The 24,971-nt window shown below is 68.0% G+C and carries 18 protein-coding genes and 1 pseudogene; 14 read left to right on the forward strand and 5 right to left on the reverse strand.

Annotated features, from left to right (window positions below):
- The first annotated feature begins 66 nt into the window (after window positions 1–66).
- The 9 genes from HF885_RS07720 (at window position 67) to HF885_RS07760 (ending at window position 10,195) form a co-directional block, all read left to right on the forward strand.
- Window positions 67–1,074: a phosphate acyltransferase gene (locus HF885_RS07720; protein WP_170104365.1), complete on the forward strand. Its 1,008-nt coding sequence runs from the start codon at window positions 67–69 to the stop codon at window positions 1,072–1,074.
- 2 nt (window positions 1,075–1,076) lie between these two features.
- Window positions 1,077–2,195: a butyrate kinase gene (buk, locus tag HF885_RS07725; RefSeq protein WP_170104366.1), complete on the forward strand. Its 1,119-nt coding sequence runs from the start codon at window positions 1,077–1,079 to the stop codon at window positions 2,193–2,195.
- Between the two features lie 78 nt (window positions 2,196–2,273).
- Window positions 2,274–3,479 carry an MFS transporter gene (locus tag HF885_RS07730; RefSeq protein ID WP_170104367.1) on the forward strand — a complete coding sequence of 402 codons (1,206 nt, stop codon included), beginning with the start codon at window positions 2,274–2,276 and terminating at the stop codon, window positions 3,477–3,479.
- Between the two features lie 125 nt (window positions 3,480–3,604).
- Window positions 3,605–4,969 (forward strand): PucR family transcriptional regulator, encoded by a 1,365-nt coding sequence (locus tag HF885_RS07735; RefSeq protein WP_170104368.1) that lies wholly within the window; start codon window positions 3,605–3,607, stop codon window positions 4,967–4,969.
- A gap of 187 nt (window positions 4,970–5,156) precedes the next feature.
- Entirely contained in the window at window positions 5,157–6,131 is a 975-nt protein-coding gene (locus HF885_RS07740; protein WP_170104369.1) for a flavodoxin family protein, read from the forward strand.
- Window positions 6,132–6,312: 181 nt separating this feature from the next.
- A complete protein-coding gene (locus tag HF885_RS07745; protein ID WP_170104370.1) occupies window positions 6,313–6,561 on the forward strand; it encodes an acyl carrier protein in 249 nt (82 codons plus the stop codon).
- An 11-nt stretch (window positions 6,562–6,572) separates the two neighbouring features.
- Window positions 6,573–8,492 carry a CocE/NonD family hydrolase gene (locus tag HF885_RS07750; protein ID WP_170104371.1) on the forward strand — a complete coding sequence of 640 codons (1,920 nt, stop codon included), beginning with the start codon at window positions 6,573–6,575 and terminating at the stop codon, window positions 8,490–8,492.
- A 166-nt stretch (window positions 8,493–8,658) separates the two neighbouring features.
- Entirely contained in the window at window positions 8,659–9,168 is a 510-nt protein-coding gene (locus HF885_RS07755; protein WP_170104372.1) for a hypothetical protein, read from the forward strand.
- Window positions 9,169–9,322: 154 nt separating this feature from the next.
- A complete protein-coding gene (locus HF885_RS07760; RefSeq protein WP_170104373.1) occupies window positions 9,323–10,195 on the forward strand; it encodes an MBL fold metallo-hydrolase in 873 nt (290 codons plus the stop codon).
- Between the two features lie 557 nt (window positions 10,196–10,752).
- On the opposite strand, the gene HF885_RS07765 is transcribed toward HF885_RS07760, so the two are convergent.
- Genes HF885_RS07765 through HF885_RS07775 form a run of 3 tightly spaced genes read right to left on the reverse strand, consistent with a single transcriptional unit; the run spans window position 10,753 to window position 14,180 of the window.
- Window positions 10,753–12,021, reverse strand: coding sequence for an MFS transporter (locus tag HF885_RS07765; protein WP_170104374.1), 1,269 nt, complete (start codon window positions 12,019–12,021; stop codon window positions 10,753–10,755).
- Window positions 12,022–13,146: a butyrate kinase gene (buk, locus tag HF885_RS07770; RefSeq protein WP_170104375.1), complete on the reverse strand. Its 1,125-nt coding sequence runs from the start codon at window positions 13,144–13,146 to the stop codon at window positions 12,022–12,024.
- A gap of 20 nt (window positions 13,147–13,166) precedes the next feature.
- The gene (locus HF885_RS07775; protein ID WP_170104376.1) at window positions 13,167–14,180 is read right to left on the reverse strand and encodes a phosphate acyltransferase; all 1,014 of its coding nucleotides are present in this window, start codon (window positions 14,178–14,180) and stop codon (window positions 13,167–13,169) included.
- A gap of 166 nt (window positions 14,181–14,346) precedes the next feature.
- Between HF885_RS07775 and HF885_RS07780 the strand changes: the two genes are divergently transcribed.
- The 5 genes from HF885_RS07780 to HF885_RS07800 all read left to right on the forward strand — a co-directional run bounded on the left by HF885_RS07780 (window position 14,347) and on the right by HF885_RS07800 (window position 22,098).
- Window positions 14,347–15,918 carry a PucR family transcriptional regulator gene (locus HF885_RS07780; protein WP_170104377.1) on the forward strand — a complete coding sequence of 524 codons (1,572 nt, stop codon included), beginning with the start codon at window positions 14,347–14,349 and terminating at the stop codon, window positions 15,916–15,918.
- A 148-nt stretch (window positions 15,919–16,066) separates the two neighbouring features.
- Complete coding sequence (locus HF885_RS07785) at window positions 16,067–17,041, forward strand: flavodoxin family protein (RefSeq protein WP_170104378.1); 975 nt, start codon at window positions 16,067–16,069, stop codon at window positions 17,039–17,041.
- A 225-nt stretch (window positions 17,042–17,266) separates the two neighbouring features.
- Window positions 17,267–18,790 carry an FAD-dependent oxidoreductase gene (locus HF885_RS07790; RefSeq protein ID WP_170104379.1) on the forward strand — a complete coding sequence of 508 codons (1,524 nt, stop codon included), beginning with the start codon at window positions 17,267–17,269 and terminating at the stop codon, window positions 18,788–18,790.
- A 102-nt stretch (window positions 18,791–18,892) separates the two neighbouring features.
- Window positions 18,893–21,016 (forward strand): FAD-dependent oxidoreductase, encoded by a 2,124-nt coding sequence (locus tag HF885_RS07795; protein WP_170104380.1) that lies wholly within the window; start codon window positions 18,893–18,895, stop codon window positions 21,014–21,016.
- Window positions 21,017–21,027: 11 nt separating this feature from the next.
- Window positions 21,028–22,098: an NADH-ubiquinone oxidoreductase-F iron-sulfur binding region domain-containing protein gene (locus tag HF885_RS07800; protein WP_170104381.1), complete on the forward strand. Its 1,071-nt coding sequence runs from the start codon at window positions 21,028–21,030 to the stop codon at window positions 22,096–22,098.
- A gap of 1,053 nt (window positions 22,099–23,151) precedes the next feature.
- On the opposite strand, the pseudogene HF885_RS07805 reads toward HF885_RS07800, so the two are convergent.
- Both HF885_RS07805 and HF885_RS07810 read right to left on the reverse strand, forming a co-directional pair.
- A pseudogene (locus HF885_RS07805) lies at window positions 23,152–23,961 on the reverse strand (IS3 family transposase); the annotation flags it as partial.
- A 37-nt stretch (window positions 23,962–23,998) separates the two neighbouring features.
- Window positions 23,999–24,709 (reverse strand): hypothetical protein, encoded by a 711-nt coding sequence (locus tag HF885_RS07810; protein WP_170104382.1) that lies wholly within the window; start codon window positions 24,707–24,709, stop codon window positions 23,999–24,001.
- Window positions 24,710–24,971: the final 262 nt, after the last annotated feature.

Below are 24,971 nucleotides of genomic sequence, written 5' to 3' on the forward strand. Positions count from 1 at the left end.
CAGACCCAGGGACGGGGCGACCCGCGCGGTCGCCCCGTCCCTTACCGAAGTGAGGGGAGAAAAGGCATGGGCCTTATGGATGACGTGCGTCGCAAGGCGGCGCAGAACCCCCAGCGGGTTGCGTTCTACGAGGGCGAGAACCCAAAGATCCTGGAGGTGGCAGCAGAGCTCACGAAGGGTGGCCTCGCACGGTGCGCCATCGTCGGCGACGCGGAGGCCGTTCGCGCAAAGGCGAAGGAGGTGGGCGTCGACCTCGCCGGGGTCGAGCTCGTGGACATCACCGACGAGGAAGGCAACGAGTCCTTCTCGAAGCGCTTCGAGGTCATTCCCAACTGCCCGTACAAGTCCAAGGGGGTCCGCCGCCACGCGGCTCGTGCCATGGACCGCGCGTTCATGATGCAGCGCATCGGGGACGTGGACGTGAGCTTCGGCGGCATCGACTGCTCCACGGGCGACGTCATCCTCGCCGGTCAGAAGATCATCGGCCTGGCGGACGGCGTCACCACGGTGAGCTCCGCCGGCATCTTCGACATCCCCGGCTGGGAGGGGAGCGAGGGCAACCTGCTGGGGTTCGCGGACTCCGCCGTGTGCGTGAACCCGGACTCGCAGAAGCTCGCGCAGATCGCCGTCACCTCCGCGCGCACCGTTGCCGCGCTCACGGGCTGGGAGCCGCGCGTCGCGATGCTGAGCTACTCCACCGACGGCTCCGGCGAGGGCGAGATGGTCGATAAGGTGCGTGACGCCGTCAAGGCTGCCCACGAGCTCGCGCCCGAGCTCAAGATCGACGGCGAGTTCCAGCTCGACGCGGCCATCCGTCCGGACGTCGCCGCAAAGAAGGTGCACCGTCCCTCCGAGGTCGCGGGCCGCGCGAACGTTATCGTCTGGCCGGACATCAACGTGGGCAACATCGGCGTCAAGCTCGTGCAGAACTTCGGTCACGCGAACGCATATGGCCCGTTCCTCCAGGGCTTCAAGAAGATCGTGTGCGACTGCTCGCGCTCTTCTCCCGTTCCCGAGCTTGTCGGGAACGTCGTGATGAGCTGCGTCCGCGCGCAGGCGCTGAAGGAGGACTAGGCATGGCAGACAACGAGAAGAGGGACTACCGGATCCTCGTGATCAACCCCGGGTCCACTTCGACGAAGGTGGGCGTGTTCGAGGGCGAGCGCCCCCTCATGGAGAGGACCGTGGACCACGACGCCGCGACGCTCGCCGGCTTCGAGGGCGTGAGCGACCAGCTGCCGTACCGCCGCGAGACCATCATGGCGGCGCTCGGCGAGGCGGGCATAGACCCCGCGACGATGGACGCGTTCGTCGGCCGCGGCGGCGGGCTCATGCCCGTCGAGGGCGGCACGTACGAGGTGAACGACGTCCTGCTGGACCACGCCCGCCGCGGCGCGAACGGCGTGCAGCATCCCGCGCAGCTCGGCCCGCAGCTCGCGGCGGCCCTGGCGCATGAGTGCGGAAGGCCCGCGTTCGTGGTGAACCCGCCCGACACCGACGAGCTCTGCGACCTCGCCCGCGTCACGGGCGTGAGGGGCGTCTACCGCCACGTGCACCTGCACGCGCTGAACCTGAAGGAGACGGCCATCCGCCACGCGGCGTCGATGGGGCGTCGCTACGAGGACCTCGACCTCGTGGTCTGCCACGTGGGCGGCGGCATCTCCGTGAGCGCGCACCACCTGGGCCGCATGGTCGACGGCTTCGACATCGTCGGCGGCGAGGGCATGATGGCCCCCACCCGCTGCGGGGCCCTTCCCGTGGCGGAGGTGCTCGACTACCTCGAGGCCGGCCACACCACGGCGGAGGTCCGCCGCCTGTGCATGAAGACGGGCGGCTTCGTGGACCTGCTGGGGACCTCCGACGCGCGCGAGGTCACGGCCCGCGCGAAGGCGGGGGACGCCGCGGCCGCGCGCGCGTGGGACGCGATGCTCTACCAGCTCACCAAGTGCGTCTGCGCCATGGCGGGCGTCCTCGGCGGCCACGTGGACGGTATCCTGCTCGGCGGCGGCATGGCCCACAGCGCCGAGCTCGTGGGCCACGTGAGGGAGACGTGCGGCTGGGTCGCGCCCGTCACGGCCTACCCCGGCGAGTTCGAGCTCGAGGCCATGGCCGCGGGCGCCCGCCGCGTGCTGTCCGGCCAGGAGCAGGCCAAGGTCTACACGGGCGTCCCCGTGTTCCAGGGCTTCGACGACTAGGTAATCGCTGCCAGCGGTATCAGGACGAGGGCGGGTCGCACGCCTCTCGTCCGTGCGATGCGAAGAAAGGTGTGAATCATGAACAAGACTCAGGTCAAGTACATCGTAGGCATATACTCCGCCGCGATGTGCATCATGGGGATGCTCGTTCCCGTGCCCATCCTGTCCTCTATCGCGAGGAGCTTTCCAGATGCCAACATCGCGGCGGTCCAGATGTGTATCGGCATCATTCCGCTGTGCATGGCGCTCTCGGCCATGTTCGTGTCGTCCGTGCTCGCGACGCGCGTGCAGAAGCGCTATACCGTGCTTGCGTGCCACGTGCTGATTATGGTCGCGGGTCTCTCCGTCGTGGCGTTCCATGCGGAGCTGTGGCAGGTGCTTGTGGCCTCCGTGTTCATCGGAATCGGCATCGGCGGCATCCAGAACGGGACGGATGCCCTGATTGCCGACTACTTCGAGGGCCAGCAGCGCGGCAGCATCATGGGCGTGTACTCCACGTTCGTCGCGCTGGGCGGCATCCTCTGGACCACGCTCTCTGGCATCCTTGGCGCGCACGAGTGGTACATGGCCTATGCCGCCTATGCCGCTGAGCTGCCGTTCATCATCATCGAGGCGATTTGCCTCCCCATGGGTCACCTTGAGCCAAAGCGCAAGAGCAACGTCTTCAAGAACATGCCCAAGGAGGTCGCGCTCATCACGCTGATCAGCTTCGTCTTCGTGCTGTGCTTCCAGCTCTTCTCGACCAACGTGTCACTGATCGTGTCCGAGCGCGGCTTTGGCGGAACGGGCGAGAGCGCCATGGCGTCCACCATCATGACCGTGGCGGGCATCTTCGCGGGGCTTCTGGTGGGGCCGCTGTTCAAGCGCTTCAAGAACCGCGCGATGCCGCTTGCCTGGTGCGTGACGATCGTCGGTCTCGCGCTCACGCTCGTGGCTCCGTCGCTTGGCGTACTGTGCGCCGCAGGCTTCGTCACCTCGCTCGGCAAGGAGACGTACGTGCCGCTGCAGGGCAACTTCGCGGCTGGCAACAGCGCGAACGAGGGACGTGCGTTCAACCTCGCCATCGGCATGGCCGGGACCAACTTCGGCATGGCGTTGTCACCCTTGTTCTTCGAGGCGGCCACGGCACCGTTCGGTGCGCAGATAGGCCAGAAGTTCGTCCTGGGCATCGTAATCATCGTGGCGCTGGTGGTGTTCGGCATGATTCACTACGCCAAGCTGACGCCCGCCCAGGAGGCGGAGGAGGCCGCTCGGGCTGTCGCACGCGAAGACGCCACAAGGTAGCAGGCGAACCGATGCGGCGCGACGCGCCTGTCGCAGCTGGTATGTTGTTGTAGTACATGCCCGGCGGGAGGGTGCGGGGAGCCCCGCCCCTCTCGCCGGCGCACGTTTGTGAACGGAGGCCACGGATGAACGAGCGCATGCCGGCGCACGAGGACGCGGGCGAGAAGAGCGAGGCCCTTCGGCTGGAGGATGAGTGGTGGCAGGAGGATGCCGGCAAGCTCATAGTCAGGGCGCTCTTCTCGGACATGGGGCTCCAGCACATCGTGGACGTGGCCGCGCGGGTGCTGGGAAACCCCGTCGCCGTGATCGACGCGAACTATCGCTACGTGGCGCGCAAGATGGACGTGGCGCCGGACGACGACTCGGAGTTCGCCCGCGTGATGCGGGACGAGCTGCGCAGCGGCTTCGTGAGCGAGGAGGGCATCGCCTACATCCACGAGCGCGGGCTGGACGAGCGCCTTGCGCAGCGCGTGTGCCCGTGCGTGCACTTCAACGACCGGCTTCAGGCGAACACCCTGGTGGGCGCGGCCATGGTGCACGGCATCTGCATAGCCCACGTGATGCTGGTGGAGCGCGGCCGCGCCATCACGCCCGAGGACGAGGGGTGCTTCGACCTGCTGGTGGGGATCGTGGCGCAGGAGCTGCAGAAGAACCCCGTGTACCTGAGCACGCGCGGGCAGATGGGGTCGTACTTCCTGGCGTCGCTCCTGGAGAACGACCATCCGGACGCCACCTCGCTGGAGCGTCGCGCCGCCGCCATCAACTTCAGGCCGTCCGCGCGCATGCGCGTGGTGGTCGCCGTGCCCAGGAACCCCTTCGCGCAGGTGGGGAACATGCAGAACGTCGCGGGCCAGCTGCAGCCGCTCCTGGCGCACGGCCTGTACACCCTGCACAAGAACCAGCTTGTGATGCTGGTCTGCAAGGGCGAGGGGAAGGACGTGACGGACTTCGAGCTTGGGCGCATGCGCGACGTGGCCGAGCTGAACGACCTCCTGCTTGGCATCTCGAACCGGTTCGACTCGCTTACGGGCGTGCACAGCAGCTACGAGCAGGCGCACGACGCCATACGCTACGGGCAGACGGTGTCGAACGCGCTTGAGGTGGGGCGCATCATGCGCTACGACTACCTGAGCTACGTGAAGCTGCTGGAGCGCACGAACCAGACGGACGACCTGCTGGACATCTGCCCGCCCACGCTGGTGGCGCTCATGGAGCACGACCGCACCCACGACTCGGACCTCATGAACACGCTGTTTGGCTACCTGCAGAACGGCCAGTCCACCGCGCGGGCCTCCGCGCAGCTGAGCCTGCACAAGAACACGCTGCTGTACCGCCTGGGCACCATCCGCAAGATCCTGGGCTGCGACCTGTCCAGCGGGGAGGACGTGTTCCAGCTGCAGGTGGGGTTTCGCGTCCTGATGTACCTGGGGCTGTTCTGCCCGCGCTTTCGCCACACCCGCGAGCAGCTGCGCGAGCACCCGCGCGCGTAGGAGCGCCGCGCCGCCCGTGGCCATTGTGCGCGCCGCACGCCGTGGGGGATTGGCATTGTGCGCGCACACAAAGCCCCGCCGTGCCTGCGGCCCAGGCTTGTGTGCGCGCAGATGGCGCCGCGTCGGCCAAAGCCCGATGATTTTCTCGACGAAAGGCGCAAGGGGCGCCTGTTGAGAGGAGCGAGCTATGGCAGAAGAGACCGCACGCAAGCACAAGGTCATGGGCATCTGCGCGGGCATGCACAACGGCAACGGCGAGATAGCGCTGAAGGCGGCGCTCGCCCGCCTGCAGGAGAAGGGCGCGGACGTCGAGCTGGTGAACCTCTTCGACTACAACATCCTGCCGTGCACGGGCTGCGAGGGCTGCACCATGCAGATGGGCGCCATCGCGCAGGACCCCACGAAGGAGTACAAGGGCTGCGTCCTGAAGGACAAGGACGACGTGGACAGGCTCGTGGCCGAGATGCACACCTGCAACGGCGTAATCATCGCGGTGCCGAGCTACGACCTGCAGCCCAGCTCGCTGTACACCCGCTTTGCGCAGCGCTTCCTGGCGTACGAGCTCAGCTTCCTGCTGTCCATCGGCGTGGTGAAGGAGAACCCGCACACGGTGGCGGGCCTCATCGCGGTGGGCGGCTCGAAGCACGACTGGCAGACCCTCACGCTCGAGAGCCTGCAGGCCACGATGTTCACCATGTCGCTCACGGTCGTGGACCGCTACATGATAACGCGCTCCGCGCGCCCCGGCTCCGTCCTCACGTTCCCGGATCAGATGGAGCGCGTGGTCAAGATGGCCGACAACGTGTGGCAGGCCATGGAGACGCCGGTGGAGGAGCGCACGTGGCTGGGCGACCCGGACGACGGCGTGTGCCCGAACTGCCACTCCAGCCTGGTGTACCCCGGCGACCCGCACTGGGACGGCGTCGAGTTCCCGTGGGAGTGCGCGGTGTGCGGCGCCGGCGGCGACCTGGTAACCGACGAGAACGGCAAGCCCCGCCTGAAGATCGCCGAGAACGGCCTCATCCGCGACCGCAACGACGACAAGGCGCGCGCCGAGCACCTGAACGAGATCATCAAGACCCGCATCGAGTTCATGCAGAAGCGCGACTCCATCCAGGACGAGTACAAGCGCTACTGCAAGATGGAGTTCCCCACGGTGTAGCCCGGGCGACGCGGCGCGTGGCACGGCGTGCCGAGAAGGGCGGCGGTCCTTCTCGGCACTTGCACTGGTGCACAAACGGGCCCGCGCCCGCGGCTCCAGTTTTGAACCCGATGCCATGGCGGGCGCGGCTCGCATTGGCGAGACTCGTTCATGACGGAACAAACGTTGAAAGGGGTTCGTCATGGACGAGGATCGTCAGGAAGTGTGGGACGCGCTCACCACGCGCGCAAGCCAGCTGTTTGGCAAGGACGCCTCCGAGTTTACGGAGGACACGAAGTTCGTGGACCTGGGAATCAAGAGCGTCCAGGTGTCTCAGCTGACCACCTACCTCGAGGACGAGCTTGACATCGAGGTGCCGTTTATGAAGTTCCGCCGTTGCGAGACGTTTGGCGCCGCGACGGACTTCGTGTGCGAGCTGCTGGACGAGTAGGGGGTGCGAGGATGTTCCTGGAGCCGAAGATTCCGGCCGAGTGGGTGCCGGTAAAGGACAAGAAGCTGCACGACCTGATCCAGATGAGCGGCGAGTGCGCGAGCTTTGACGAGGACGCGTGCCCCATCTACTGGGACCCGGACACGCAGGGATACATCTTCCTGCACCGCGAGAGCTTTGGCGAGGACGAGGTGATGGCCGCGTACCGCGTGGCGAGGCAGCCGAACGACAACCAGGCCGAGGTTGACCTGAGCGCGTCCGACGACCCGATGGCCCGCATGGGCCAGGGCTTCTGCCCGCCGTTCAACCCGCACACCTACGAGGCGGCCGACGGCGTGATCTGCATGCAGGACCAGGAGGTCGTCCTGCGCGACGGCACGAAGATCTACTGCGACATCTATCGCCCGAAGGACGTGGAGAAGGTCCCGACCATCGTGTCGTGGTCCTGGTTTGGCAAGCGCCCGGGCGACGGCATGAGCGAGTGGCAGATCATGGGCGTGCCGCCGATGACGGTTTCCAAGTGCGCGAAGTTCGAGAGCCCGGACCCGCTGTACTGGTGCTACCAGGGCTACGCCGTCGCCAACGTGGACGTGCGCGGCGCGGGCCACTCCGAGGGCTCCGTGCACATGTTCACGCACCAGGACCGCGAGGACGGCTACGACTTCGTGGAGTGGGTCGCGGCGCAGCCGTGGTCCAACGGCAAGGTGGGCATGAGCGGCAACTCCGGCGTCGCCATGCACCAGTGGGGCATCGCCGCCGAGCAGCCGCCCCACCTGGCGTGCATCGCCCCGTGGGAGTGCACGACGGACCTGTACCGCGAGAGCTTCTTCGAGGGCGGCGTGCCCGCGCTTTCGTTCAACAAGTTCATCGCCGCGCAGGTGACGGGCCCGAACGGCGTGGACGACCAGGTCGCCATGGCTAAGATGTACCCGGACATGAACGCGTACTGGAACGACAAGCGCGCGGACTTCCGCAAGGTGAAGGTGCCCGTGTACCAGACGGGCGGATGGTCCCACTTCCACCTGCCGGGGTCGATCAACGCGTGGCGCCGCTGCCGCAGCCACCAGAAGTGGCTGCGCATCCACCGCGACTTCGAGTGGCCTGACACGTACAACCCGTACAACCTGGACGAGCTGCGCCGCTACTACGACCGCTACCTGAAGGGCATCCACAACGGCTGGGAGATGATGCCGCGAGTGCGCCTGGACGTGATGGACGGCTATGACATCGACTACCAGGAGAAGCGCCCCGAGAAGGCATGGCCCATCAAGCGCACCGTGTACAAGAAGCTGTACCTGGATGCCTCGAGGGAGAAGGACTGCGTGGAGCTTGCGCACCCGGCGAAGTGCTTCGAGCTTAGCGAGGAGGCGCCCGAAAACGAGGCGAAGGCGTCGTACGACCCCGCGACCGAGGAGCTGGACTTCGACCTCACGCTGCCAGAGGACGTCGAGGTGACGGGCTACATGAGCCTGCACCTGTTCGTGAGCTGCGACGGCTACGACGACATGGACCTCTTCGTGAACGTCCAGAAGGCGACCGAGGACGGCACGTGGGTGCCGTGGCTCACGCTCGACGAGCCGCACTCCGGCGCATGGGGCAAGTGCCGCGTTTCTCGCGCGACCGTGGACGCGGGCCTCACGAAGAAGCACACACCCGTCTACACCATGACGGACACGCACAAGCTGGAGGACGGAGAGGTGCGCGCCGTGGACATCGCCATCGTCCCGACCTCGCGCGTGTACCACAAGGGCGAGAGGTTCCGCGTGCAGGTATCTGGCCGCTACATCCGCGACGGCTGGTTCGAGCCGCTGTCGTGGGACACGGACAACCGCGGCACCCACAACGTCCACACGGGTGGCGAGCACGCCTCCTGGATCGAGATTCCGGTTGTTCCCCCTCGCTACCAGGCGGGGAGCTACATCCACCGATAGCACGTGGCGGGCACATGCTCGCCGGCCCCCAGGGGCCGCGAGGTGCGCGAAGGCTCGCTTGCGCACCTCGCACAACGCGGCTTTGGGCCGCAGAGCAGGCAATATGCGCAGGCCTTGCGTCTGTGCAGGTAAGCGGGAAGCTTAGCATCTAGAGAGAGGAAACATCATGCCCATGAAGACATCCACGAGGTTCGCCAAGGCCGCGATCCTGAACCTCTTTACCGCACTCGTGCAGTGCGTCATGTGCGAGTGGCTGGCGCTCTACGTGTTCCACACGGCGGAGCTGCCTGCTGGTCAGTCTTGGGTCTGGCCGCTGTTCTTCATCAACTTCGTGTTCGCCTGGTGCGTCGCGACGATCATCGGCATGGTTCCCTCCCTCCCGGAGAAGAGCGTGAAGTGGGCCATGAAGCACGCGAAGCCGTCCGACGGCGTGAAGTTTGGCGCGCTTGTTAACGTGCCCATCAACACCGTGTACGCAGTCGTCCTGTGCTACTTGGTGGGGACGCTGGACGCGTGCGTGCTTGGCGGTGCCCCGCTCATCGCGTCCGTGTTTGGCTTCCTGCAGAACATCATCCCGGTGTGGGTGGTGTGCTACATCGTGACGTTCATCCTGCAGGGGCCGATCGAGAACCTCGCGAGGAAGCTGACGAACGACCCGGCGCCCCAGATGGCGTAGGGACCACGGGGACGGCCGCGAGTGTTGCTGGCTGCAGCCTGTTGAAGAGGTGCGCGCCGCGCCGCATGGCGGGCGCGCGGGACGGGGCGACCACGCGTGATGGCGTGGCCGCCCCTTGCATGAGCGGCGCACATGTGCGCCGACGGGGAGGGACATGGAAGCAAGGATCGAATCGGCCCAGGTGAGGCCGCATATCTGGAGGCTTGCCGACATCGCGGGAAACCGCTGCTACTTGGTGGTGGGAGACGAGCGCGCGGCACTGGTGGACACGATGGAGGGCGTGGGCGACCTGCGCGCCGAGGTCGAGCGCATCACGAGCCTGCCCGTGACCGTGCTGCTGACGCACCATCACCACGACCACGTGGGCGGCGCGTGCTCGTTCGAGTCGGTCGGCATCAGCGCCGTCGACGACGGCTTCTGGGAGCGTGAGGAAGACGCTGAGGCAAGGATCCGTGAGCAGCTGAGGGAGGGCTTTGGGCTTCCCGAGGGCACGTTCTTCTCGACCGTGGAGGGCAGGAGGCCGACGACGTGGCACGTCGACGAGGGCTACGAGCTTGACCTGGGCGGAGAGACGGTGCGTGCGGTTGCGCTTCCGGGCCACACGCGCGGGTCGATGGGCTACGTGGTGTCGGGGGAGCGCGTGCTGCTGTCCGGGGACGCCGTCACGCCGTGCATGACGCTGTTCTACGACGACTCGACGACGGTGGACGAGTGGGTGGCGACGCTGGACAAGATGGCCGCGCTGCCCGTGGACGCCATCATGACCGGTCACTACGACCACGAGTTCGTGCCGGGAGACCTGGCCGGGTGGCGCGAGATGGCGCTGTGGTCCAAGGGCGACCGCGGCATGCGTTGGCAGAACATTAGCCTTCCCGAGCTGCGCGGATGCCTGCACGTGATGAGCGACGACGGGGTCGACCCGGACTCGCCGGAGTTCAGGGCCCTGATCGAGAAGCCGAAGCCGCGTGTGAGGTCTGGCCGCGGCAGGCGCAGGCGCGGGCGGGACGTCGGTCCGGCGGAGGGCTGAGCGCAGGGGCGAGGTCCCGGGGTGGACGCGCGTGCCTGAGGCGGCCGCCGCGCCGCGCGGTCGGCGGGTACGCATGCGTGCCCAGATCGCACGATTTCGAAAGGTCGCGGCGGGTGTGTACCCGCCGCCGTACGCACCAGGGGTGAGTTTGCAGGACTTGGCAAACTCGCCCCTGGTGTGTTGCGATAGGTGGAACCCGCTGCCACGAAGCCGCGGGTGTGTTGCGCGATTTGCAAGAAACCCCCGGGTGTGTGACGTCTCCTTTTGGTTTCATTCCAAATGACCGCAGGTAGATGGGTTGTGGCATAAATCTGAAAACCAAATACGCGGTACGCACCTGGCGGTTCCTGACACGCGGCCCCTCCTGGCGCAACACACCCGACCCGACCTTGCGCGACTTCGCAACCTCGCCTTGGGTGTGTGACCCAACCCACGACGGCTCCGTGCCGATTCGCCCGCAGGGAGGCCCGTGCGGGGCCCGTACAAGAGGAAGGCGGCGAGCCCGTTTGGGGCGCGCCGCCTTCTGCAATGCATATGTGGCCGGGAGCGCCCTTACGCTATCCCCGCGCCTTGTGCGCGATGGCAAACAGCGCGGACGCCAGGCAGATCGCCATGCAGACGATGCCAAGCACGAACATGAGGGGGAACCCGCCCGCGGAGTCGATCACCAGGCTCCAGAACACCGCGGCGACGGCGCTCATGAGCGAGCCAGCCATCGACACGCGCGAGTAGATGGCGGGGTAGTCCGCCGACCCAAACGCGTAGCGCACCAGAAGCGGGGTCTGCACCACGGTCTGGGCGTACACGATGCCAAACAGGAACGCGCCCAAGAGCAGCAGCGCGAGCGAGGACGGCAGCAGCCACATCACGAGCACGCCCGCGACGCCGCAGCCCATGCCCACGAACACGCCGGCGCGCAGCGACCGGTCGTTCACGATGCCCAGAAGGACCTTGCCGATCGCCTGCCCGGCCATCGCGGCAGACGCGACGACGCCGGACGCGGCCGCGACCTGGGGAAGGCTGGATGAGAAGGACTGGGCATAGCTGGGCAGGAACTGGTAGATGGTCTGGTTCAGGGTGATGATGCCGCAGAACACCACGAGCGCCCAGAACGCAGGCATGTGCATGGCCTTCGCGGCACTCACGCCGCCGGCCGCGGCAGCGGGCTCGGACCCGTCGGCGGCTTCGCCCGCGCCCAGGGGAAGGAGCCCCTTGTCCTCGGGCTTCGAGCGCACCACGAACAGCGTGAACGGCAGCGTTCCCACCAGGGTGATGACGCCGAAGACGGTGTATGCCAGGCGCCAGCCCTCGCTTCCGGACTGGATGAGGGCGGTGCCCACGGGGTTGAAGATGACGCCGCCGATGCCGGTGAACGCCATGCAGAGCCCCATGAAGAATCCGACGCGCTTTGCGCACCACGCGTTTATGAGCGTGGGGACGGCAAGGTAGATGAGCGGTTCCACGCCTACGCCCATGACGGCGCCGCACAGGTAGAACTGCCACAGGGCGCCGCAGCGGCCCATGAGCACAAGGCCCGCGCCCGTCAGCGCGACGCTTGCGGAAAGGACGACCCTCAGGTCGGATTTGCCCATGACCTTGCCGGCGACAGGCAGCGTGAGCATCATCGCGATGTTCAGTATCGAGAAGTACAGGGTGAACTGGGCGCGAGCCACTCCCAGGTACTCGCTCACCGGGGTGAAGAAGATGCCCGCGCAGCTGAGCGCGAGCGCGCACGGCAGGCACGTGATCATGATGCACGAGAGCACGATGAGGTAGGCGTAGTGGAAGCCCCCGTTCCTCCTCTGCTCGCTTGTGGTGGCCGCCATCTACTCCTCCACATCCTTCGGTGCGCCGGAGAGCTTGAACCCGTTCCACGACGGCTCGCCGGTGTAGGTCATGACGGACTCGGTTCCGTCGAGCGCGCGGACGGCGCCTGCGGCGGCTCCCTCCATCTCGAAGTCGCCGGCGTACACGGCTACCGGCGCGATCCACTGCACGCGACGGCGCACGGCGTTCACGAAGATCGGGTCGTGCGAGACGCCGCCCGTGAGCACGATGCCGTCGACCGCGCCCTCGAGCGCGGCCGCGAAGCCGCCGATGGCCTTCGCGGTCTGGTAGGCCATCGCGTCGTACACGACGGTCGCCCATGGGTCGCCGTCCGCGATCATCTGGTCGATTGCGCGGGCGTCGTCCGTGCCCAGAAGCCCCTTCAGGCCGCCGGTCTTGCCAATGCGTGCCATGGCCTCCGCCTTGGACTGCGCGCCGTCCGCCACGAGCGCCACGACGGGCTTCAGCGGAACGTCGCCGGAGCGGTTCGGTGCGAACGGGCCGGAGCCCTCCAGCACGTCGTTCGTGTCGACCATCCAGCCGTGGCGGTGCGCCGCGACGGAAAGCCCGCCGCCCACGTGGGCCACGATCACGTTCACCTCGTCGTACGCCTTGCCGATGCTCTGGGCAAAGCGGATGGCGCACTCCTTCTGGTTCAGGCAGTGCACGTGACTCTTGCGATACACGCCGGGGTACCCCGTGATGCGCGCGACGTCGTCCAGCTCGTCGGTGTCCGGCTGGTTCACGGCAAACGCCGGCTTGCCCGTGTCCTGCGCAAACCTGTACAGGATAGGCGCGCCAAGGATGGCGGGGTGGTTCATGCCGCAGTTCAGCACGTGGTCGCACACGGTCTGGTCGATCGCGAAGATGCCGCCGCGCGTGGGGCCCATGCCGCCGCAGTAGCCGCTGAACGCGTCCATGTCGCTGGGCGAGAAGTGCGCCTTGCCAAGCTCGTCGAGCACGGTCCGTACGCGGTAGTCAAGCTGGTCGACGGCCCGGTCGAAGCGGGCGAGCTCCTCCGCCGGATGCGTTACGTTCGCCCTCATGAGGCACTTCTCGCCCTCGAAGACCGCCACCTTCGTAGAGGTCGATCCGGGGGAGAGCGTAAGGATGCGATATGCCATGGTGATTTCCCCTCTCTTCGCTACTCTGTCGCCGCGAGCACGAGCATCGCGATGTCGCCGACTATCTCCTCGACGGACGCGCCGCGCGAGCTGTCCGCCACGGGACGGCGGAAGCCGCTGAGCGTGTGACCGTAGCCCTTGCCTCCCGCAAAGAGCTGGATGGTCTTGATCATGGTGTTCGCGCAGTTGAGGTCGGGCAGCACCAGCACGTTGGCGCGGCCGGCCACGTCGCTTGCGCGGTGGACCTTCTTCGCGGCCACGGCCGGCACGATGGCGGCGTCCAGCTGGAACTCGCCGTCCATGCTCAGGTCCGCGCGGCGTTCGCGCGCGATGTCGACGGCCTTGCGCACGCGCTCGATCGAGGGGCTCTTCGAGGGGCTCTCGCCGGAGCCGTCCGTGGAGTACGAAACGAACGCGGCCCGCGGCTCCCATCCCATGATCGACCTCACGTTGTCGCACGCGGCGATCGCGATGGAGGCGAGCTCCTCCTCCGTGGGCTCCGGGTTCAGCCCGCAGTCCGTGAGCGCGATGACGTCGCCCTCCGGGCCCTCGAAGCCGGGCACCTGCGCCAGCGCGAGGATGGACGGCACGTCCACGCCCTCGGCGAGGCCGATCAACATCTGCGCGGCCATCAGCACGTCGCCCGTGGTGTTGACGTGGCCGCAGAACGTGCAGTCAACGTCGCCCAGGTCCTCCAGGACCATGGCGTAGTACAGCGGCTTCTTCACCTTGCGGCGCGCGCCCTTCGCAGAGACGAGCCTCTCGCGGCCCGCGTGCATGTAGCGCTCGGCGAGAGCGTCCGCCGCCTCCTCGTCGGAGGTGTCCACAAGATCCATGCCCTCGATGTCGACGCCGGCCTCCGCGGCCGCGGCGCGCACCTCGTCTGCCGGTCCAACGAGCACGGGGTGCGCGATGCCCTCGTCCAGCACGGTGCGGGCGGCGCGCAGCGTGTCCGCGTCCGTCGCCTCGGGCAGCGCCACGCGGCGCGGCGCCCCCTTCGCCTTTGCGATGAGCTCGTCAATGAGTCGTGCCATGCGAATCTCCTCTCACTCGCAGGGGCGCGATGCGTGGGCGCCCCGTGAAATCCGTAGCAAAGCGTATGTTCGGCTCGCGACAAAACCCATGGCAGCAGCCCCAAAATGTGCGGAGCGCGCGCGTGTTAGACTTGTGCACGCGTACAACGGGAGAAGAACGGGATGCATGAAGCTGAGAACGGTGCTGAGCGAGTTGCCCATACGGGGCTTTGACGTTGCCGATGACGTCCAGCTGGGATGGGACATGGTCGTGTCTCCCGAGTGGGGCGTCGGAGAGCGCGCGGAGGGCGTCATCCGCCTGGGGTCCCGCGCCGACCTGGCCCAGGAGGGCGCCCCGGGCCAGGGCGAGGGCCTTCTCCTTGTGTACGCCCAGGGCGCCGAGGAAGACGCCATGGGCGCGGACGCGCGGGCGCCGCGGGAGCCCGGCGTCGTGTACTGCTGGGGCGACCTCGCGCCCAGCGAGTTCCAGGACGCGTTCCTGGGCCTCGTGCGCCGCAGCGGCGAGCTGGGCGCGCGGCGGAACCAGCTGTTCGACTGCTTCCTGGAGTCCTACGACATGCGGCAGTTTGCCCAGCGGGCGGCCGCGGTGCTCGAGAACCCGGTCATCATCTCGAACACGGAGCACAAGATCCTGGCGACGGCCGGCGCGCTGCCCACCTCGGACGACGTGCGTTCCTCTCTGGAGGCTGGCTACATCACGCCCGAGGTGGAGCGCCGCATGCGCGAGGACGGCGTCATCAGCTCGGTGCGCAACGCGCGCCACTCCGTCCTGTCGGAGCGCGCGGGCGAGAAGAACCGCGCCGTGACCTCGATAATCTACCATCACCGGCTCGAGATGGGCCGCTTCGACGTGTTCGAGGTCACGCACGCCATGACGGGCCTCGACCTGGAGCTCGTCGACTTCGCGAGCGACCTGGCGGGCATCATGATCGACAGGCTCGGCGCGGCGGGCGGGCGCCTTGGCAAGGGCTCGTCCATCCTGAAGGACGTGCTCGAGGGCACGTTCGTGAGCGAGGACGCGCTGCGCGCGCACCTGGACCTCCTGGGCCTTGCCGCGGACGACACCTACGTGCTGCTGTGCGTGCGCGGCCCCGCGGACGCGAACGAGGAGTACTACGCCCGCGCAGGCGCCATCGTTCAGAGGGGCATGCCGGGCGTCGTGTGGTGCGTCTCCGGCGATGCCCTCGTGCTGCTGGTGGCGGTGGGCTCCGCCGGCGAGGTGGGCTTCGATGCGTACGAGCGCTGCGAGCGGCGGCTCTCGCGCGACCGCGGCCTCACGCAGATGCTTGCCAACAACGACATGCGCGCGTTCACGAGCGAGCCGTTTGACGACCTGCTGGACATGAGGCGCGCGCTGCGCGAGTGCCGCGAGCTGTCCGCGGCCGTGCATGCGCGCGGCAGCGCCAGGATCGTGTACCTGTGGCGGCACCGCTTCGAGGTCATCGCGCACAACGCGGAGCTAGCGGGCGTCCACGACATGCTGCTTGACAAGCGCGTCGTGGCGATGGAAGCCTACGACCGCGCCCACGGCACCTCGTACCTGCAGACGGCCGTGGCGTCCGTCCGCTTCCCGGGAAGCCCCGCAGACGCCGCGGAGGCCCTGTCGGTTCATCGCAACACGTACTTCTACCGCGTGAACAAGATCGACGAGCTGTTCCACCTCGACCTGAAGGACGGGGACGACCGCCTTGCCGTGAGCTTCGCCTCCGCCGTCATGGAGGGGCTCTCCGGCATGTAGCGGCGCCTCCTGCGCTCTGGTACGTAGCACCAAAGCTAGGTTGTTGCGTCTTTCATCTTTGGTGCTATAGCACAACGCCTGTCAACCTACGCTATCCGCATAGGGTAGGGGCCGCCGGATGCGGCCCCATGTCGTGGGAAGGACCGGCATGGCTAAGGTACTTGGAATCTCGTTTGGCACCAAGAACGGCAACAACGACTCCATCTGCAAGGAGGCGCTCATGGGCGCGGTGGAGGAGGGCTGCGAGGTGGAGTTCATCCGCGCGCAGGACCTCGACATCCGCCACTGCACCGGCTGCATCGCGTGCGTGAAGTCGCTCATGGGCGGCCGCGGCAACCGCTGCATACACAAGGACGACTTCGACTGGCTGTTCTTCAAGATGGCCGAGGCCGACGCCATCGTCATGTGCGACCCCATCTTCGAGACGGGCGCGTCCGGCCTGTTCCACACGATCATGGACCGCTTCGGGCCGCGCATGGACACGGGCAACAACGTGCTCTCCACCAGGATCGCCAAGGGCCTTGCCGCCGAGGGCAAGCCGTCCAAGGAGCCGGACCCGCGCGTGATCTGCCCGGGCAAGCCCGTGAGCTACATCGCGATCTGCGGCTCCGACTGGGGCACGCACGCCCAGTCCGACCACGCGATCCAGTCCATGACGCCCACGTGGAAGGTCATCGACAACGAGTGGGTGCCCTGGAGCAAGCGCGCCCTGATGGACGACGCCGTTGTGTCCCGCGCCCACCAGATCGGCGTTAACCTCGCCCGCGCCGCGAAGGACCCCGAGCACGCCGAGTACCAGGGCGAGAAGGGCGTGTGCCCCCACTGCAACGCCAACGACTTCTATCTGGTTCCCGGCACCGACAAGGCCATCTGCTCCGTGTGCGGCCTCGAGGGTCATGTGCACGTGAACGAAGGCAAGGTCGAGGTGGAGTACCGCGACGAGGAGTGCTACGACGAGCGCGGCCTGTTCCGCGCGCACGACACCGCCGAGGGCAAGCAGATCCACGGCGAGGACATCGCGCGCATGGAGGGCGAGCTCGCAAAGCTGCAGCGTGGCGACGAGTACAAGCAGCGCGTCGCGCGCTACAAGGAGTTCATCCAGCCGACGATGCCCGAGCGCTAGGGGACGAGCGGCCCGCGCGCAAGGCGGACTCGACGGGCGAGAAGGACGCGTCCTTCTCGCCCGCGGGCGCGTTCTGACTCCACGCCTGCACAGTGCGGGACGCCGCGGCGGGCCAAAAGTTGTTCGTTTGCACATATGCGAGGCGTTGCCTCGCGAACAGAATGAGATAAGAATCTGACCGCGCCCGAGCGCGGGAAAGCAGGGTTTCGTCCGAGGAGGAGTCCCATGGCACAAGAGCTCGAGACAGACGTCGTCGTAGTGGCCGCAGGCCTTTCCGGTCTGGCGGCATCCATCGCCGCAGCGGAGGGAGGCGCGCGCGTCATCACGCTCGAGAAGGCGTCCAACACCGGCGGCGCGGCCAACATGGGCATGGGTCCCTGCGCGGCGGGCTCGCCCGTCCAGCGCGCCTCGATGATCGAGGTCACGCCCGGCGAGCTGTTCCGCCGCCACATGTTCTACACCCACTACCAGGTCGACCCGCGCCTCGTCCGCGCGTACTACTTCAAGAGCGGCGACACCATCAAGTGGCTGCAGGACATGGGCGTCGTGTTCAACTCCGTGCGCCCGGCGTTCCGCGCCCGCGAGCGCACCCGCGCCTACGCCGACGGCGAGTACACCTGGCACGTGGTGCAGCCGGAGGACGGCTCCGAGCCGGGCCCGCGCGCCGCGACCACGATGATCAAGCGCATGACCGAGCGCGCGAACGACCTGGGCGTCGAGTTCATGTTCGAGTGCCCCGGCAAGAAGCTCCTGGTGAACGACGAGGGCGCCGTGTGCGGCGTCGTCGCCACGAACAAGGACGGCGAGGAGGTCACCATCTCGTGCCAGGAGGTCATTGTGGCCACCGGCGGCTTCGGCAACAACGCGAAGATGATCCACGACAAGATCGGCCTGGACTGGGGCAAGAACCTGTACTCCTTCGCGGTGCCCGGCATGGACGGCGACGGCTACAACATGTGCCACGAGGTTGGCGCCGGCCACACGCCCGTCACCATGGAGATGATGTACCAGCTGCCGGACAACATGAACCACTTCTACGTGGAGGGCGCGTTCCGCCAGCCGTGCTACTGGTGCGACAAGACCGGCGAGCGCTTCATGCCCGAGGACGACATCTTCAACACCACCTTCGTCGGCAACGCCATCAACCACCTGCCCGGCAAGGTCGCGTTCTCGATCTTCGACTCCAAGATGCTGCGCCACTGGAAGAAGGACGGACCCGACATCGTGAGCCACGTCCACCCGCACGACCTGTACCAGGGCTTCGACGAGCAGTGGCAGCGCGATCTCGACACGTACATGGACGGCGCCGGCAACCACGTCATCGCTCAGGCCGACACCCTGGAGGAGCTGGCCGAGAAGATCGGCATCGACCCCGAGGGCCTCGTCCAGAACGTCGAGCAGTACAACGAGATGTGCGCCGAGGGCTACGACGAGCTCTTCGAGAAGGAGCGCGAGTTCATGATGCCGCTCGAGGAGGGGCCGTTCTACGTGTGCCGCCAGTACGTGGGCGCCTACGGAACCCTGGGCGGAGTGCTCATCAACCACAACATGGAGGTCATGACCGACGACTACAAGGTCATCGACGGCCTGTACTGCGTGGGCACGGACGCCTGCACCATCTACGGCGACTCCTACAACTACTCCATCCCCGGCAACACCATGGGCTTCTGCCTGAACTCCGGCCGCATCGCCGGCGAGAACGCCGCCGAGCGCGTTGCGGAGTCCGCGGGTGACGAGGACTGGGACTAGTGCCTAAGCGCTAGAACACTGACTGCCGCGGGGCCCTTCATGCGAGGGTCCCGCGGTCGTATGGATGATGGGCGCGCGTGCGCCCAGGCGAGAGGAACACACGTGAAGCTAACGATTGACGGTACGGAGGTCGAGGCCCGCGAGGGGACGTCGGTGCTTGATGCCGCGCTCGACGCGGGCGTCTTCATCCCGCACATCTGCAAGCACCCCGACCTCGAGGCCGTGGGCGGCTGCAGGCTCTGCTCCATCGTGGTCGACGGCGAGGGCCCCGCGGTCCCCGCGTGCAAGACCCCGGTGCGCGAGGGCATGGTGGTCGACTCCCACGCGAAGGCGGCGGAGGACGTGCGCCGCACGGCCATGGAGCTCATCCTGGCGACGCACCCGTCCGACTGCACGGGCTGCCCGAAGTACGGCGTGTGCGAGCTGCAGAGTATGTACCAGTACCTGGGCGTGTCCCCGGCGCGCTGGCGCTGCCGCGCCCGCACCGTCGCGACGGACGACTCCAACCCGCTCATCACGCACATGTTCACGCGCTGCATCCGCTGCGGCCGCTGCGTGCGCGCGTGCCGCGAGCTCCGCGGCGTGGGCGTACTGGACTACCAGCGCACGCCGGAGGGCATTCGCATCGGCATCGATGGCGGCGTCTCGCTCGAGGAGGCCGGCTGCCGCTTCTGCGGCGCGTGCGTCGAGGTGTGCCCCACGGGCTCGATCGTCGACACGCTGGGACTGGCGAAGGAGGGCCGCTCGCGCGAGGACAACGTGGTGCCCTGCAGGTCCGGCTGCCCGGCGCACATCGACATCCCGCGCTACCTGCGCCACGTCAAGAACGGAGAGTGGGAGAAGGCCACGGCCGTCGTCCGCGAGCGCGTGCCGTTCCCAGAGACGCTCGGCTCCATCTGCACCCATAACTGCCAGGGCGAGTGCAAGCGCAACCACCTGGAGGGGCCGCTGTCCATCTGCCGCCTGAAGCGCGCGGCAGCCGTGCGCGACACCGGCGAGTGGCGCCGGCGCACGCGCCACGACGCCCCGACCGGCAAGAGGGTGGCCATCCTGGGCGCCGGTCCCGCGGGCCTCACCGCTGCCTACTACCTGGCCGAGAAGGGCCACCACGTCGTCGTGTTCGAGGCGGAGCAGAAGGCCGGCGGCCAGCTGCGCTACGGCATCCCCGCGTACCGACTTCCCGACGAGGTGCTCGACCGCGAGATCCAGGCGATCCTGGACGTGACGCAGGGCGACGACGCGGAGCCTCGCGTCGAGATCCGCTGCGGCGAGCGCGTGCGCGACCCGAAGGCACTCAAGTCCGAGTTCGACGCTGTCCTGGTGTCCGTGGGCACGTTCGACGGCACCGTCCTTCCCACCCCGGGCCACGAGCTCGAGGGCGTCATCCGCAACACTGACTTCCTGAAGGCGGCCCGCAAGGGCGAGCCGATGGACGTGCGCGGCCGCGTCGTCGTGCTTGGCGGCGGCAACGTCGCCTACGACTGCGCCCGCACGGCCGTCCGCCTGGGCGCCACGAGCGTCGACGTGTGCTGCCTCGAGGCCGAGGCGGTCATGACCTCAACGCCGGAGGAGCGCGAGGAGGCCGCTGAGGAGGGCGTCACGCTGCACGACGCCTACGCGTTCACCTCCATCGACGAGAGCGCGGACAGACCCGGCCACGTGGGTGCCATGACCGTGCACAAGATCGCGAAGTTCTACTTCGACGAGCAGCACCGCCCGGTGACGGAGCTCGTCGAGGGCGGCGAGCTCACGATTCCGGCGGACTACGTGATCTTCGCCGTGGGCCAGAAGCCCGAGGACACGCGCGACATGGGCCTGGAGCTCACGCACGGCCCGTACGTGGTGGCCGACGCAGAGCACCGCACGAGCGAGGACGGCGTGTTCGCGGCCGGCGACGCCGTGACGGGCACGAAGTCCGTCATCGGCGCGATCGAGGGCGGACGCGAGTCTGCGCAGGCGATTGACCGCTTCCTGGGCGGCGACGGCGACATCTCTGAGGTTCTTCTCGACGCGGACGCGCCGGTCCAGCGCATCGGCAAGGTGCCCGCGGGCTTCTACGACGGGCCGACGGAGCCCAAGATGGAGCCCGCGCAGGAGCGCAAGGCGGACTTCCGCCCGTACGAGTGCCCGTTCTCGGAGTCCGAGGCCGAGCACGAGGCGTCGCGCTGCCTGCAGTGCGACCTCAGGCTGACCCTGACGCGCCCGCGCCTGTGGAACGAGTACTAGGAGGGACCCCCATGGCATTGACTATCAACTTCATGCCCGCGTACGCGCAGGCACCCGCGGCGCTCGCGGCCCTGAGGGCCGACGTGGACGCGGCCGTCGCGAAGGCGGCGGCCGAGGGGGCCCGCGTGGTCCTTCCGGCGGGCGAGCCCGAGCTCTGTGACGCGTTCGAGGCGGCGGGCGTCGCCGTTGCGCGCGCCGACGCGTCGTTTGGCTACGTGTACGGCAACGACACCGCCGCCGCCCGCCTGTTTGCGGGCGAGAAGCCCATCCCCTCGGCCGTGACCGGCTCGGCCGCGGACGCGCTGGTGGGCGGCGAGGCGTGGCTTCGCGGCAAGGACGCGCCGAAGCTCGTGTACGTGAACGGCGCGACCGAGCCGGTGGAGCTGCCGGCGAAGGTGAGCGTGGCCGAGCTGGCCAAGGCAGCCGGCATCGAGGACGCCAAGGCCGTGCACCTGGGATTTCCGCAGGGTGACATGGTCGCGGCCTCTAGCGAGGGGGACGTTCTTCTCGCCAGCGACGTGGTGCGCGTGTTTGGCGCGGACTGCTGCATGGCCGACGAGCTGCTGAGGATCTGCCGCGAGTACCGCCACGAGACGTGCGGGCGCTGCGTGTTTGGCCACGAGGGCTCGTACCAGATGGCCACGATCCTGGAGGACGTCTGCCACAAGCGCGGCAAGTCCGGCGACCTGGAGCTTCTGCAGGACCTTGCCCCGATGATGGAGGAGCAGTCGCTGTGCGAGGTTGGTCGCGTGCTGGCGAAGACGGTGCGCGAGACCTGCGCGCTGTTTGGCGACGAGATCTCTGCCCACTATGCGCGCAAGGTGTGCCCGGCCGGCGCGTGCGACGCGTACAAGACGTTCCACATCCTGGTGTCCAAGTGCACCGGCTGCGGCGACTGCCTGGACGCGTGCGAGGACGGCGCCATCATGGGCAAGGCGAACTTTGTGCACGTGATCGACCAGCGCAAGTGCACGCAGTGCGGCCGCTGCCTGGACGCGTGCGGCGAGGGCGCCGTCGTGAAGGCCGGCGCGAAGAAGCCGAAGACGCCGCCGCGGCCCATTCCCGTGCGCAGGAAGAAGTAGGCGTGCTTCCGAGTGTGCGTTGCGATTGCGGTAGGTGCCGCGATTGCGGGCGATAGCGATTCGGGCTGAAGACGGGCGAGGGGAGTGGTTCCTCTTGCCCGTCTTTTTTGTGCGTGTACGGGCGGCGTGGGTACGGGTGGCGCGGTGGTGTTGTGGCGTGAGCGGTGGCGTTGTGGCGTGAGCGGTGGCGTTGTGGCGTGAGCGGTGCCCACCTTGGGCTGCGGGACACGTTAGGAAGGCAGCGGAAAGCTGGACCGTGCGGGCTGGCGGCACACGTTGGCCACGGTTCGCACGATCTTGCAAGCTCGGTCCCGGTGTGTGCAGGGGCGCTAGTAGTGCGGGTACACACCCGGCCCCAGTTCGCACGACCCTGCAAGGTCGTGGCGGGTGCGTACCCGCCGCCGCACACACCCGGCCTCAGTTTGCGCGACCCCGCAATCTCGACCCCGGTGCGTTGCGCAAAGAGGGGTCCCGTGCCACGAAGTCGCGGGTGCGCTTCGCGAAATGCGAGAATCCCCCGGGTGTGCTACGCGCGCGCTTGGTTCGATAACACATGATCGCAGGTAGGTTGGCCGAGCCATAACTCGTTTAACCATCATGGGGTCACACACCACGGGGTTCCTGCCACGGCGGCCCCAGGGGCGCAACGCGCCCGGCCTGAGCTTGCACGATTCCGCAAGGTCGGCCCGGGTGTGTGCGGGCGGAGCCGGGCCCCGGGCACGCACCCGCGCCGAGTTTGCACGCCCGCACGAAACTCGGGCCGGACGAGTGCCGGGAGGCGGCCATGCCGGTACACTCCTGCCGCGAGTTTGCACGCCCGCACGAAACTCGGGGCAGGTGAGTGCCGGGGGGGCGCCCCCGCGGTACACGCCTGCCCCCAGTTCGCGGGCGGCCTGCAAACTCGGGCCTCACGTGTACGGGGGGCACGCCCCGCCGGTACACGTGTGGCAGAAACGTACGGGGTCCCGCAAACTCGCGGCCGACGTGTGCCATAAGAATTCTTACCATGGCAGGAACCCGCTGATGGGGAGTGCGGCAGCAATCCTGTACCTGTTACGCAACGATACCACAGCGCTCCGGCGGCACCGCGACCCCGAGGCGGCGCCTCCTGGCCGCCGGCGCCTCGTAGCGCGTGCGCCCGCCCTGGCGGAAGCCCTTCGGCCTGCCCCGGACGTACCAGCGCATGTAGTCGTCGAGCTGGGCGCAGAACTCGTCGCGCGTGACGCCCGCCCACTCGCGGGAGTAGAGGAACTCCTGCTTGAGGGTGCCGAAGAAGCCCTCGGCGCGCGCGTTGTCCGGGCACGTCCCCTTGCGCGACATCGACCTCGTGGCGCCCGCCGCGTCGCAGAGCCCCCTCCACGCGCCCGAGCGGTAGCAGGCGCCGCCGTCGGTGTGGACGACGGGCCGGGCGCCCTCGGGCTCGAGCGCGAGGGCGGCGGCGAGCGAGGAGTCGCAGAGCTCCTGGTCGGGGTGGGGGGAGATCGACCAGGAGGCCGGGCAGCCGTCCCAGCAGTCGATCACGGGGCTCAGGTAGACCCTGAACCCGTTCAGCCTGATCTCGGTGACGTCGGTGACGAGCAGGGCGCCGGGGCGGTCGGCGGAGAAGTCGTGCGCGAGCCTGTAGTCCTCGCCCGACGCCCTCCTGGCCCTGGCGCGCTCCCTGGGGACGTTGGCCGGCCTGTCGCCGACCTCGCCGGCGTAGGAGCTGTACGCGCGGCGCGGCCTCCTGCCCCTGCGGGCGCGCAGCCCCTGCCTCCGCATGGACTCGCGCACGCGCCTCTCGGGGGCGGGGCCGGCCTCGACGCCGTCGGCGCCGTCCCTCATGCACGCGGCGACCCTCCTGTAGCCCGCGGTGCCCCTGAGGAGCTCGAACGCGGCCCTGACGCGCGCGTCGAAGGCCTCATCGTCCCCCCCTCGGCCTCGCGAGAGCGCGCCTCGCGTACTCGTAGGAGCTCTTCGATATCCGAAAGTAGGTCAGGATCCATCGGAGGGGGAACCCGTAGTCCCGCCGCAACCTCTCTCCCAACTCGGCCTTCCGCCTGTTCGAGAGTCTCGCCGGGTCTCCTGCTTTTGGGTCGCTGAGCATCTCCCTCAGCGTCGCCACCTCGAGCCTGAGCCTGTCGAGCTCGCCGGGGGCGGCCCCGGCCCCCTCGGGCGCGCCCGCCCCCGCGGGCGCCCCGCCCCTCCGCGCTCGCGTCCTCTTCCCCGCTGGCATCTTCCTCCCGCCCCCGTCCCCGGCGTCCGCGGCCATGCTAGCGCGCTCGCGCTCCTCCCGCGCCCAGCGGCCCACGAGCGAGCCGTTCGGGAGCCCCAGCGAGCGCGCGACCTCCCCGCTGCGCCTGCCGAGCCGCAGCAGCCTGAGCGCCTCCTCCCTGGTGTCCGCCGGGTAGCGCTTGTGCGGGAGGTGCCTGCCCGCGCAGGAGTGCGGGACGCGCACCGGCTCGACCTCGAGCGCGCCCTCCCTCGCCTCGCGCTGCCGCCTCGTCAGCGTGTGCCTGTTCGGGTGGTTCCCCCAGAGCCTGGCGGCGGTCGCCGGCACGAGCCCCTCCGCCCACATCGTCCTCAGGTAGTGCGCCCTCTCCTCGTCGGTGTACCTCGGCGTCCCGTCCATGGCGGCCTCCGTCCCGACCGCGCCCCGCGCGGTCCAACTTTCTGCCGCATTTCCGATGTGTACCGGAAAATGCAAACTCGGGTCAGACGTGTACCATGTGAAATTAGTCTAATTCCACATAGCATGAGGTAGATGAGCTGCGCGATCAAAGTCTTAACGAACGACCCGGTACACGTCTGACAGTTCCTGACATGGCTCGACTTTCGATGGTACTCGCCTGACCCGAGTTTACGGCCTCTTGCCAAAAGCGCGCCCATGTGTA

The organism is Parafannyhessea umbonata, from assembly GCF_012844235.1.
GTDB lineage: Bacteria > Actinomycetota > Coriobacteriia > Coriobacteriales > Atopobiaceae > Parafannyhessea.

Bases quoted from the DNA above. Each gene is read 5' to 3' on its own strand.
- HF885_RS07755 (WP_170104372.1), top strand. From the start codon at position 8,659: ATGCCCATGAAGACATCCACGAGGTTCGCCAAGGCCGCGATCCTGAAC.
- buk (WP_170104375.1), bottom strand. From the start codon at position 13,146: ATGGCATATCGCATCCTTACGCTCTCCCCCGGATCGACCTCTACGAAG.
- HF885_RS07720 (WP_170104365.1), top strand. From the start codon at position 67: ATGGGCCTTATGGATGACGTGCGTCGCAAGGCGGCGCAGAACCCCCAG.
- HF885_RS07785 (WP_170104378.1), top strand. From the start codon at position 16,067: ATGGCTAAGGTACTTGGAATCTCGTTTGGCACCAAGAACGGCAACAAC.
- HF885_RS07765 (WP_170104374.1), bottom strand. From the start codon at position 12,021: ATGGCGGCCACCACAAGCGAGCAGAGGAGGAACGGGGGCTTCCACTAC.
- HF885_RS07780 (WP_170104377.1), top strand. From the start codon at position 14,347: ATGAAGCTGAGAACGGTGCTGAGCGAGTTGCCCATACGGGGCTTTGAC.
- HF885_RS07760 (WP_170104373.1), top strand. From the start codon at position 9,323: ATGGAAGCAAGGATCGAATCGGCCCAGGTGAGGCCGCATATCTGGAGG.
- buk (WP_170104366.1), top strand. From the start codon at position 1,077: ATGGCAGACAACGAGAAGAGGGACTACCGGATCCTCGTGATCAACCCC.
- HF885_RS07810 (WP_170104382.1), bottom strand. From the start codon at position 24,709: ATGGACGGGACGCCGAGGTACACCGACGAGGAGAGGGCGCACTACCTG.
- HF885_RS07740 (WP_170104369.1), top strand. From the start codon at position 5,157: ATGGCAGAAGAGACCGCACGCAAGCACAAGGTCATGGGCATCTGCGCG.
- HF885_RS07750 (WP_170104371.1), top strand. From the start codon at position 6,573: ATGTTCCTGGAGCCGAAGATTCCGGCCGAGTGGGTGCCGGTAAAGGAC.
- HF885_RS07735 (WP_170104368.1), top strand. From the start codon at position 3,605: ATGAACGAGCGCATGCCGGCGCACGAGGACGCGGGCGAGAAGAGCGAG.
- HF885_RS07790 (WP_170104379.1), top strand. From the start codon at position 17,267: ATGGCACAAGAGCTCGAGACAGACGTCGTCGTAGTGGCCGCAGGCCTT.
- HF885_RS07745 (WP_170104370.1), top strand. From the start codon at position 6,313: ATGGACGAGGATCGTCAGGAAGTGTGGGACGCGCTCACCACGCGCGCA.
- HF885_RS07775 (WP_170104376.1), bottom strand. From the start codon at position 14,180: ATGGCACGACTCATTGACGAGCTCATCGCAAAGGCGAAGGGGGCGCCG.
- HF885_RS07800 (WP_170104381.1), top strand. From the start codon at position 21,028: ATGGCATTGACTATCAACTTCATGCCCGCGTACGCGCAGGCACCCGCG.
- HF885_RS07730 (WP_170104367.1), top strand. From the start codon at position 2,274: ATGAACAAGACTCAGGTCAAGTACATCGTAGGCATATACTCCGCCGCG.